The following is a 10,976-nucleotide window of genomic DNA, read 5'->3' as shown; positions in this document are numbered from 1 at the left end:
TCTCCCAGCTGAGCTAAGGCCCCTTTTCAATGGTCGGGAAGACAGGATTTGAACCTGCGACCCCCTGGTCCCAAACCAGGTGCACTACCAAGCTGTGCTACTTCCCGAAAAATGGCGCGCTAGGCAGGAATCGAACCCACAACCTCTTGATCCGTAGTCAAGCACTCTATCCAGTTGAGCTACTAGCGCATTTCGTAATGCTTACATATATTAGCATAATTCATTTTTATTTGCAAGTCTTTTTTTGACTATTTATTTAATGGTGCCCAGGGCCGGAATCGAACCGGCACGGATTTTGAGGTCCGCAGGATTTTAAGTCCTGTGCGTCTACCAGTTTCGCCACCTGGGCAACATTATGGAGGTTCCAACCGGACTCGAACCGATGATAACAGAGTTGCAGTCTGCTGCCTTACCAACTTGGCCATGGAACCATTATTTCGTTTTTCTTTTTTACTGCCCTTGCCGGACTGCTTTTTTATTATATGTTATCTTTTAAAGAATTGCAACCCTTTTTTACAAAAAAATCATTAACTTTTAAATAAAAATTAATTTAAAACCAAATTTATGGCTAATAATCATCATTTTTTTATCTCTTATTTTTTTAATTTTTTTTAAAAAAATAACCTAAAACTACCTAAATACGTTGTTTTAAACAATTTTAATACTAATTTTTATTTTGTTATTTATTATCTATTTCTATTTAACTTTTTCAAAATATAATTAATACTCTTTATTTAAATAACTTAAAACTATAAAAAAGGAAACCTAAACGATGTTAAGTTTCCTCTTTTATCAAAATCTATATCTATTATTTAGCTTTTACTTTAGTCCAACGAGAGTTATACATTTCTTTAACTTCATTAGTTTGATATGCAAAAATCTCATCATTGTCTTCAGTTCTTATTCCATAAGCACTAATTCCATTAAAATCTTCTTTAGATGCTTGGTTAGCTGCATTAACATTTGCAGTTAAATAACCTACTTCTACTGTATTTCGATAAGATATTTCATCTGAAATCATAAAATTAATAAACTGATTAGCCAATTCAACTTGTTTACATTCTTTAGATATAACAAAACCATCAAACCAGATATTAGTTCCTTGATCTGGCATATAAAATTCCATATTTTCATTTTCAGCCATAACAGCTGCTGCATCACCAGAATACATAATAGCCATAGCTTTTAAACCACTAATCATAGTATCAATTGATTCATCACCAACATATACCGGATCCATTTCCGCTCTTTGGTCAATTAACCATTGATATGCAGCATCTATTTCTTGTTGGTCAGTTGTATTCATTGAATATCCTAACGCCTTTAAAGCTACCATAAAACTATCTCTTTCAGAATCATACATATATATTTGGCCTTTATATTTAGTATTACGTAAAATATCCCAGCCTTCTTCTAGATCTTTAGCATCAACAATAGTCTTATCATATAAAATTCCTACATTACCACAGAAATATGGCACCCAATAATCGTTATTAGGATCAAATGATTGTCCTAAAACCCCTTCATTAATATTTGAAATATTAGGTATCAAATCTTTATCAATCTTTTGTAATTGATCTTCTTTAATCAACCGTTCAATCATATATTCTGAAGGCACCATAATATCATATGAATTTCCACTCATATATTTAGTATACATTATCTCATTAGAATCAAAAGTCTCATAAATTATTTGACAATCATATTCTTCTTCAAACTCATCAAGAACAGTTTTATCAATATACTCACCCCAGTTATAAACTCTTAAGGTTCTTTTTGATGTACCTGTTGAAATAGACCAGCCAATAGCAATAATCATACAAACTGCCAAAGCAACTTTAACTACTTTACTATTAACAATCTTTTTAGTAAATTTTGGGCAGAATTTAGGTACAATTGTCCCAATACAAACAAACAATAACACTACTACTAAAATAATTGTAGCTAGAGCATAGATACTAGGATTCGTTCTTTTTGACATGTTGTAAATAACAATCGAAATATTTTCAATACCATTACCACTTACAAAATAAGAAATAATAAAATCATCAAAAGACATTGTAAATGCTAATAATGCCCCTGAAATAATTCCTGGTTTAATTTGTGGCAAAATAACCTTTGTCAATGCCTGAAACGGCGTTGCCCCTAAATCCATTGCTGCATCAGCTAAATTAACATCTAACTGACGTACTTTTGGTAAAACATTTGTAATTACAAACGGTGTACAAAAAGTAATATGTGCTAATAATAGCGTTAAATACCCTTTTTCAATTTTAATAAATGAAAACAATAACATTAAAGAAATCCCAATAACGATATCTGGATTCATAATTGGTAAATTATTTATTTGTAAAATCAATTTTCTTAAAACTGGTCTAGATTTAGAAATACCAATTGCTGTTATTGTTCCTAAAACAGTCGAAATTGCTGTCGATAAAATAGCAATACTAACTGATACAATAATTGCATCAATCATTTGCTGATTATTAAATAATTCTTGATACCATCTAATCGAAAAACCACTCCAGCTTGAAAGCGACTTAGAATCATTAAAAGAAAAAATCGCCATTACCACTAGAGGCATATATAGAAAAATTAATGTTAAAACAATACCTAGAGAACCCTTAAACCTTTTTTGTTTTTTCACGTTTAGTTTCCTCCTGATATCCTGCATATTTTTCAACTCGATTAATTAATCCCATTAAAATAATAACCAAAATAGCCAAAATCAATGAAACAGCACTACCAAAATGCCAATCTCCAACATTAATAAACTGCTGTTCAATAAAATTACCAATTAGTGAATATTGTCCACCACCTAATAATTTTGGAATTACAAATGATGATATTGATGGTAAAAAGACCATAGTTATCCCTGTTAAAACACCACCTAGTGATAATCTAAAAGTTATCTTCCAAAATGTTGTTACAGGACTAGCTCCTAAATCATTACTTGCTTCAATCAATGATTTATCCATTTTTGTTAACGAAGTATGAATTGGTAAAATCATAAATGGTAAAAAATCATAAACCATTCCTAACACTACCGCAAAATCAGTATATAACAAGCTAACTTCACCGAAACCAAATAATTGGAAAATATTACTAATTACTCCTTTATTACTTAAAATATTGATCCAGGCATAAGTACGCATTAACATATTGATCCAAGTTGGAAATGTTATCAATAAAATTAATAACGTTTGTGTTTTTTCTTTACACTTAGAAATCGCATAAGCAACCGGATAACCGATTAGCAAACACAAAGCAGTTGTTATTATTCCTAAAACAAATGATTTGATCAAAACAGATATAAATATCGGATCAAAAAACTTAGTAAAATTATCTAAAGTAAATTTAAATGTTGCAACATTATTTCCTTTAGCAACAAAAGCATAGATCATAATCAAAAACATTGGTACGACTGTTAAAACAAACAGCCAAAAACAATATGGTCCTACTAATTTACGAAAATGTTTCATTAATATGTACCCATTTTTTCCATGACATGAATATCTTCAGGCCAGAAATCTAAATTAACTTTTTTTCCTACTTCACTAATATCAGTAGTATGTACCATATAATTACGATCTTTTGTTTCTACAATAATTTCATAATGTACCCCTTTGAATACAATTGATCTTACAACACCTTCGATTTTCCCTTTACCAACATCAACAATATCTAAATCCTCAGGACGTAAAACAATATCTACTTCCTGTCCCTCATCAAAACCTTTATCAACACATTCAAATTCTTGATTATCAAAAGATACTAAATAATCTTTAACAAATGTCCCCTCAATTATATTAGAATCACCAATAAATTGAGCTACAAAACGATTTTCAGGTTCATTATAAATATCAGTTGGTGAACCAATCTGTTGAATCTGCCCTTCATTCATAACGACAATTGTATCTGACATTGTCAAGGCTTCTTCTTGATCATGGGTTACATATACAAATGTAATCCCAACTTCTTGTTGAATATTTTTTAATTCAATTTGCATTGCTTTTCTAAGTTTTAAATCCAATGCTCCTAGTGGTTCATCCAATAATAAAACTTTAGGTTCATTTACTAATGCCCGAGCAATAGCAACCCGCTGTTGTTGACCACCAGATAATTGATTAATATTACGAGGTCCAAAACCTTCTAAACCTACTAGTTTTAACATTCTTTCAACTTTATGCTTAATGGTATCTTTATCCATTTTTTTAATTTTTAATCCAAAAGCAATATTATCAAAAACATTCATATGTGGAAATAATGCATATTTTTGAAATACTGTATTTAATTCTCTTTTATATGGAGGTAATGAACTAATATCTTGACCATCAAATAAAACTCGTCCACCATTAGCTTCTTCAAAACCACCCATAATTCTTAGTGTTGTTGTTTTACCACAACCGCTAGGTCCTAATAAAGTTACAAATTCTTTTTCATTAATATCTAAATGAATTCCCTTTAATACAACTTGACCATTATATTCTTTAGTCAAATTATCTAACTCAATTAATTTTGTCATACGCTCTCCTTTAAAATAATGGTGGTGTTGAAACCCAAATCACTTTTGCTTTTGTTTCTCCTGGATTAGATAAATAATGTGCAACTAACCCTTTCAAATAAAATGTTTCACCTTTTTTCAACACATATTCCTTATCACCATATACTAATTTAACCCTTCCTTGAACAACATAACCAAATTCCTCACCTTCATGAGGATCAATCGTCATTGACTGATTATTTTTTTCTAATTCAATCAATATTGGTTCCATCTCATTTTTTTGAGCATTAGGAATAATATAAGAAATTTTATATTCATCTTGAATATTTTCAAAAAAATCATCTTTTTTAAAAACAATCTGTTCCTCTTGTTTTTCACTAAAGAATTCCTGTAAATTAGTCCCTAAAGCTTCTAAAATATTTTCCAAAGTCGCTACTGAAGGTGAAGTTAAATCACGTTCTAACTGCGATAAAAAGCCTTTGGTTAACTCACTACGATTAGCTAATTCTTCTAAAGTAAGACCATTGGCTTGACGTAATCGCTTTACTTTACTTCCAATATCCATAAAACACCTCCATCTTTAATTTCATAACAGCCTAATTATAGCGAAAAATGTCAATAAAGCAACCTATATTTAACAATTTGTTTAATATATTATACTTTTTTTGTTTAAAATAATAAATTTTTTATTTAATATAAAGTATTATTGGTAAAATAATATACTAAAGACAACTAAAACAGTATAATAAATAATATCAGGAGTGATTAGATGAATAAAAAAATATATGAATAAAAAAATATATGAATATGACGAAAAAATACATTGCAATTTAGATAATGGTGGTGCCTATGTTATTTTTCCTTGGAACATTAAAGAAGAATTCGATCGTGGTCGTGTTAAAGTTTTAGCCCTATTTGATAATGAGCCATATCAAGACAGTATAGTTAATATGGGAGTCAAAAATGAAGATGGCAGCATTTGTTATATCATCGGTATTCCCAAAAGAATCAGAAATAAAATCAATAAAGGTGATCTGGACTTAGTCCATGTAATCATTAAAGAAAGAGAATAATTTTTATAAGGAGGCAATACAATGGTAAGATTAAAAAAGATGTTAGGTGATATCAATTCTAAAGAATGTCAAGATTTAATGCGACTAATCGAAACCCAAAGCAAAGAAACCCTTGCAAACTGGGCAATTGATTATGCATATGAAAAATATTTTCCAATTTATAATATTAATGATAATACTGATGAATTAATAAAAATATGCAAAGAAGCTATTAACGATAAAAGTAAATTGCCAAAAGCTAAATCAGCTATCAAACAGATGCGTCAAAATGCCAAAGAACTAACAAATGAACCAATAAATTTAGCCGCAATTAAAGCAATATCAACTGCTTGTGCAACAATTCAAACCCCAAGTAATGCTTTTGGTTTTTTATTATATGGAAGTGCTGCTATTGCATATTTTAAATTAGGATTGAAAGATAGTCAGGAAAACTATGATAACTTAGCAAGTAACGAATTAAAAGAAGCACTTGCTTCTTTGCAAAAAAGAGCTATTTTAAATGAATCAAAACCAGTAAAAATTAAATGGAATTGTTAAAAAGCACATCAATAAAAAATTTGATGTGCTTACTTTTTTTCTAATTTTTCACGTCGTAATGATGATTCAATAAACATTTCTTTTAATTTTGCTTCATCATCATCATATAAAGCCTGTTTAATCATATCTAACTGTTCTTCAAAAGAATTAATCGACGCTAATAAATGATCACGATTTTTTAAAAATAATTCTGACCATAAATTTTCATTAATATTAGCTATTCTTGTTAGATCACGATAAGAATCACCAATATATTTTCCAGTATCATATTTTTGATTATCACTATTTATTAGAGCAACCGCTAAAGCATGAGGCAATTGCGAAGTAAATGAAACAACTTCATCATGAGCCTCTGGTGACATAATTTTAACACTTTTAAAACCAAGTGTAGCAACAAAAGATTCCATAAAACTAATCGATTCTTTTTTATTTACTGGATGTTCAATTAAGATATAATTTGCATTTGCAAAAACTTCTTTACTAGCGTATTCATAGCCTTTCTTTTCTCTACCAGCCATTGGATGGCCACTGACAAATTCAACATCTTCATCAATTAAATTAAATGCTTCTTGTAAAAAATATGTTTTAATTCCAACTGCATCTGTAATAATACTTCCTTTTTTAAAAGTATTATTTTTTATAAAATCGATGACTAACGAAGGATATAAACAAATAATCGTAAGATCAGATTGGGGAATAATTTCTTTTCCATCAACAAATCCTTCAATTATTGTTCCATCATCTTTAGCCATTTGCAATGTTCTTTTATCAACATCAATACCATAAACCTCATGTCCTTGACCTTTTAAAGCCTTAGCAAAACTTCCGCCAATTACACCTAAGCCAACTATTGTTATTTTCATGCAATCCCTCTCCTTATACAAATAAAAGGATTACAAAAGATACTGCTGAAATCATCAAACATGAAAAACAATAACGTCCCAACAATCCCCAGATTGAAGGTTTCTTTTTATTATATAAGTAAAATGATACTACAATCAATAAACTTGTAATCGCACCATGACCAATGATAAAGGCCATAAACTGATCAACAAATTGCATAAGTAATGGTATTACTATTAAACTTGGAATTAAAAAATCAAAAACAAGCAATAAAATTGATTTCCAGTCTGTCGGAATCCATCTAAAGTTAAAGTTCTCTTTAAATTCCTTAAATTTAGATACTTTTACAGGTGGTTTTTTTGAAAAAGTAAATTCACTTTTCTGTCTTTCTACCTTACGTTCAAATTTTGCCATAATTTACCTCTATTGTAATTCTCTATTTTTCTTTTCTAACATTTTTAATTTATAATCTAATAATGTTTTTGTTAAATCCACATAATAATCATGTGGGTATTCTAATCTAAACACCTCGTCCCATAGCCGTTCTTTTTCATGATTTGAATATTCACGAATTTCATTTACCGTATATTCAGGATACACACATTTCCCATCTACAAAAACCGGAACTTGTAATGGTTCAACAGTATATGTATTAGCTAATATTGTTTTAAATTTCCAAATATTTGATTGATGATAAATTGTTAAATCCTGATCGCTAGAAATTTTTTCATCATGAAAAGCAATAACATCACCAATAGCTTTTCCTGTTTCGTTTTCAAATAAGCGATAAACTTTTTTATAACCAGGATTTGTAATTTTTTCAGTATTTTCAGATATTTTAATTTTAGGAATAATTTCACCATTTTTTTCAATTGCTACTAATTTATACACACCACCAAATACCGGTGAACTGTGCGATACAATTAAATTTTCACCAACCCCAAATGAATCAATTTGAGCACCTTGGTCCAATAAAGAACGAATCAAATATTCATCTAAAGAATTAGACGCTGTAATTGTAGTATCGTGTAAACCAGCAACATCTAACATCACTCTAGCTCGTTTAGATAAATAAGCAATATCGCCACTATCAAGACGAATTCCTTTTAATTTTTTACCCATTGGTTTTAATACTTCTAAAGCAACTTTGATTGCATTAGGGACACCACTTTTTAAAGTATCATAAGTATCTACTAATAGTACACAATCATCAGGATAAGTTAAAGCATATGCTTTAAAAGCTTCAAATTCACTATCAAAAGATTGCACAAAAGAATGAGCCATTGTTCCAACAACTGGAATACCAAACATCATCCCTGCTGAAACGGTTGCAGTTCCGGCAACACCACCAATATAAGCAGCTCGAGCACCATAAGTTGCACTATCATATCCTTGAGCGCGACGTGCCCCAAATTCCATTACTGCTCGTCCTTTAGCTTCTTGAACAATTCGATGAGCTTTAGTAGCAATTAATGATTGATGATTAACTGTTACTAATAATAAAGTTTCTATCAGCTGAGCTTCAATAAATTTTGCTCTAACAGTAATTAACGGTTCATTAGGAAAAACTGGCGTTCCTTCTTTTACCGCATAGATTGAACCAGTAAATTTAAAATCTCTTAAATAATCAAAAAAATCTTCATCAAATTTATTTAGTGAGCGGAGATATTCAATATCTCCCTCACTAAAATGCAAATCCTTAATACATTCAATCAACTGCTGTAATCCAGCAAAAATAGAAAAACCACCATTATCGGGATTTTTACGATAAAACATATCAAAGTATACATATTCATCTTTATTACCTTGTTTAAAATAATTATATGACATCGTTAATTCATATAGATCCATTACTAATGTCAAATTACGTTTACTACCTGCATGAAAATTCATATCTACTACTCCTCGTATACATATTTAACAATATCATAAACTCTTTCTATTTAAAAATCCAGTTATTTTAGAAATATAGTTCATACGATTGACGTGGCTGTGGCTTAGGTTGTGGTTTTGGTTTTACTGGTGGCACATTTTGAAATAACACCGGTATCAACAACTGTTGGCCTGGAAATATTAATAAGTTATCCTCTAAATCATTCATATTTTTAATATAATTTACTCGTGTATTGAATCTTCTAGCAATTGCATAGACATTATCACCTCGAGATACTGTATATAAAAATATATCACCAACTTTAGGGGCCACAATTGGAGCCGCCTGACGATCGAATAAATTATCCATGTAATCTTCGTACATGTTCATCCCTCCTACTTTACCCTATTCATCGATAAATAAAAGATATAGGCAAAAAATCTATAAACAAAATATTTTTAGTACAAAAAAAACAGACCGAAGTCTGTTATCGAGCTAATTTATTTAAAGCATCTTTAGCAGCCTTTTGTTCAGCTCTTTTTTTAGAGGAACCAGTGCCAACTCCTAAAATCATATCATCCATTTTTACTGCCATTTCAAAAACCGGATTATTTGAAGGGCCACTAGATGAAAGCAGATCATATGTTACTGTTTTACGTTGATCGGCTTGAATCAATTCTTGAAGTTTAGTTTTAAAATCAGTAATATCATCATAATTAACATCTTCAACATGCTTATAAATTGTTTTTTCTAATATTTTTTCAACATGATCAGGTCCACAATCATGACAAACAGCACCAATAAAAGCTTCAAAAATATCAGCTAATACACTATCACGATCACGACCACCATTATTTACCTCACCAGCACCAAGATAAATCAATGGTCCTAAATCCAATTCTCTTGCAAATCGTGCCAATGATTCTTCACGTACTAATTTAGCTCTTAATTTAGTCAATCTTCCCTCTGGTAAATCTGGATATAAGTCAAATATATATCGAGAAACATGATATTGTAAAACTGCATCTCCTAAAAACTCTAATCGTTCATAATCATGTTTTTTCATTTTGTTTTCATTGGCATATGAGGGATGAGTAAAAGCTTCTTTAAAAATATCTAAATGCCGATATGGCACTTCCATTTTATCTAAAAATTCTTTTAATTTCACCTTATTTCAATCCTTCTTTCATTTTTTCAACAACATTACTTGATACCATTTCAAACGCTAAATTTATAGCATTTTCAAAAGCAATCGCATCACTAGAACCATGAGCCTTAATTACTGGTTTTTCAAATCCCATCATTAAAGCACCCCCTGCTGCTTTCGTATCAAATTTTTTCATTAATTGTTTTAATCCTGGCTTTGCCATCAATGCCCCTACTTTAGTTCTTGTTGAAGACATTAAACTTTCTTTTAAGCTTTTTACTAGAACCTTAGCAACACCTTCAGTTGTTTTTAAAGCAACATTTCCAGTAAAACCATCAGTTACAATTACATCAACATCACCGTCTAAAATCTCTTTACCTTCAATATTACCGACAAAATTAATTTCTTTCATATTTTCTAATAATTTATATGTTTCTTGATGAACTTCATCACCTTTATGATGCTCACTACCAATATTCAATAAAGCAACTTTAGGATTTTCAATTTTACGAACATTACGAGCATAAACACTACCCATTACTGCAAAAGAAACTAATTGACTAGCAGTATTTTCAGAATTTGCCCCAACGTCAAGCATAGCAACATTATCACCTTTGTAAGTAGGCAACATTGCCATTAAACAAGACTTTTCAATTCCTTCAATTCGTTTTAAAAATAACATTGCACAAGCATAATAAGCACCAGTATTACCACAAGATAAAACTGCATCCACTTCGTTTTTACGAGCTAACATCATTGTTTTTACCATACTAGATTCTTTTTTTCTACGAATCGCTAAAATGTTTTCAGTCATTTCAAGTATTTCTCTAGCATCAATTAAAACTACTTGGGGATGATTATTTAACGCCTGTAACTCTTCAATTTTTCCAACTACATACAATTCATCAGTTTTATTTTTTTCTAAAAACGATAAGCATGCTTCTACAACAATTTCGCTACCCAAATCCCCACTCATTGCATCTATACCTAATTTCATTT

General features: G+C 30.2%; 12 protein-coding genes and 4 tRNA genes. 2 read left to right on the top strand and 14 right to left on the bottom strand.

Going from position 1 to position 10,976, the window contains the following annotated elements; genetic code table 11:
• Nucleotides 1-30: 30 nt before the first annotated feature.
• From B5F09_RS03905 to B5F09_RS03870, 8 genes are all read right to left on the bottom strand, one after another.
• Nucleotides 31-107, bottom strand: a tRNA-Pro gene (locus tag B5F09_RS03905).
• A 5-nt stretch (nucleotides 108-112) separates the two neighbouring features.
• Nucleotides 113-189, bottom strand: a tRNA-Arg gene (locus B5F09_RS03900).
• A gap of 71 nt (nucleotides 190-260) precedes the next feature.
• Nucleotides 261-349: transfer RNA gene (locus B5F09_RS03895), tRNA-Leu, on the bottom strand.
• Nucleotides 350-356: 7 nt separating this feature from the next.
• Nucleotides 357-431: transfer RNA gene (locus tag B5F09_RS03890), tRNA-Cys, on the bottom strand.
• Nucleotides 432-808: 377 nt separating this feature from the next.
• Nucleotides 809-2,674, bottom strand: coding sequence for an extracellular solute-binding protein (locus B5F09_RS03885; RefSeq protein WP_087371839.1), 1,866 nt, complete (start codon nucleotides 2,672-2,674; stop codon nucleotides 809-811).
• Nucleotides 2,625-3,482 (bottom strand): ABC transporter permease, encoded by an 858-nt coding sequence (locus B5F09_RS03880; protein ID WP_087299811.1) that lies wholly within the window; start codon nucleotides 3,480-3,482, stop codon nucleotides 2,625-2,627. Before B5F09_RS03880 ends, B5F09_RS03885 begins: the two co-directional genes overlap by 50 nt.
• Nucleotides 3,482-4,525, bottom strand: a complete 1,044-nt coding sequence (gene potA, locus B5F09_RS03875; RefSeq protein WP_087299813.1) for a spermidine/putrescine ABC transporter ATP-binding protein — start codon at nucleotides 4,523-4,525, stop codon at nucleotides 3,482-3,484. The genes B5F09_RS03880 and potA overlap by 1 nt, the downstream gene beginning before the upstream one ends.
• A 10-nt stretch (nucleotides 4,526-4,535) precedes the next feature.
• On the bottom strand, nucleotides 4,536-5,069 hold the full coding sequence (locus tag B5F09_RS03870; RefSeq protein ID WP_087371834.1) for a helix-turn-helix domain-containing protein: 534 nt from the start codon (nucleotides 5,067-5,069) through the stop codon (nucleotides 4,536-4,538).
• A gap of 220 nt (nucleotides 5,070-5,289) precedes the next feature.
• Here B5F09_RS03870 and B5F09_RS03865 point away from each other — a divergent pair, with 220 nt between their 5' ends.
• Both B5F09_RS03865 and B5F09_RS03860 read left to right on the top strand, forming a co-directional pair.
• Nucleotides 5,290-5,577: a DUF1905 domain-containing protein gene (locus B5F09_RS03865; RefSeq protein ID WP_087371831.1), complete on the top strand. Its 288-nt coding sequence runs from the start codon at nucleotides 5,290-5,292 to the stop codon at nucleotides 5,575-5,577.
• Nucleotides 5,578-5,598: 21 nt separating this feature from the next.
• Nucleotides 5,599-6,114, top strand: a complete 516-nt coding sequence (locus B5F09_RS03860; RefSeq protein WP_087371827.1) for a putative immunity protein — start codon at nucleotides 5,599-5,601, stop codon at nucleotides 6,112-6,114.
• A gap of 29 nt (nucleotides 6,115-6,143) precedes the next feature.
• Here B5F09_RS03860 and B5F09_RS03855 read toward each other — a convergent pair whose 3' ends face one another.
• The 6 genes from B5F09_RS03855 to plsX all read right to left on the bottom strand — a co-directional run bounded on the left by B5F09_RS03855 (nucleotide 6,144) and on the right by plsX (nucleotide 10,974).
• On the bottom strand, nucleotides 6,144-6,977 hold the full coding sequence (locus B5F09_RS03855) for a prephenate dehydrogenase (protein WP_087299821.1): 834 nt from the start codon (nucleotides 6,975-6,977) through the stop codon (nucleotides 6,144-6,146).
• A gap of 13 nt (nucleotides 6,978-6,990) precedes the next feature.
• Nucleotides 6,991-7,371 carry a hypothetical protein gene (locus B5F09_RS03850; protein ID WP_087371824.1) on the bottom strand — a complete coding sequence of 127 codons (381 nt, stop codon included), beginning with the start codon at nucleotides 7,369-7,371 and terminating at the stop codon, nucleotides 6,991-6,993.
• A 9-nt stretch (nucleotides 7,372-7,380) separates the two neighbouring features.
• Nucleotides 7,381-8,850, bottom strand: coding sequence for a nicotinate phosphoribosyltransferase (locus tag B5F09_RS03845; protein WP_087371821.1), 1,470 nt, complete (start codon nucleotides 8,848-8,850; stop codon nucleotides 7,381-7,383).
• A gap of 67 nt (nucleotides 8,851-8,917) precedes the next feature.
• Nucleotides 8,918-9,214 carry a LysM domain-containing protein gene (locus B5F09_RS03840; protein WP_087299827.1) on the bottom strand — a complete coding sequence of 99 codons (297 nt, stop codon included), beginning with the start codon at nucleotides 9,212-9,214 and terminating at the stop codon, nucleotides 8,918-8,920.
• Between the two features lie 103 nt (nucleotides 9,215-9,317).
• A complete protein-coding gene (rnc, locus tag B5F09_RS03835; RefSeq protein WP_087371818.1) occupies nucleotides 9,318-9,998 on the bottom strand; it encodes a ribonuclease III in 681 nt (226 codons plus the stop codon).
• Between the two features lies 1 nt (nucleotide 9,999).
• Nucleotides 10,000-10,974: a phosphate acyltransferase PlsX gene (plsX, locus tag B5F09_RS03830; RefSeq protein ID WP_087299831.1), complete on the bottom strand. Its 975-nt coding sequence runs from the start codon at nucleotides 10,972-10,974 to the stop codon at nucleotides 10,000-10,002.
• Between the last annotated feature and the right edge of the window lie 2 nt (nucleotides 10,975-10,976).

Source organism: Erysipelatoclostridium sp. An173 (assembly GCF_002160495.1).
Classification (GTDB): Bacteria; Bacillota_I; Bacilli_A; order Erysipelotrichales; family Coprobacillaceae; genus Thomasclavelia; species Thomasclavelia merdavium.
This window is presented reverse-complemented; position numbering and strand designations above follow the sequence as displayed.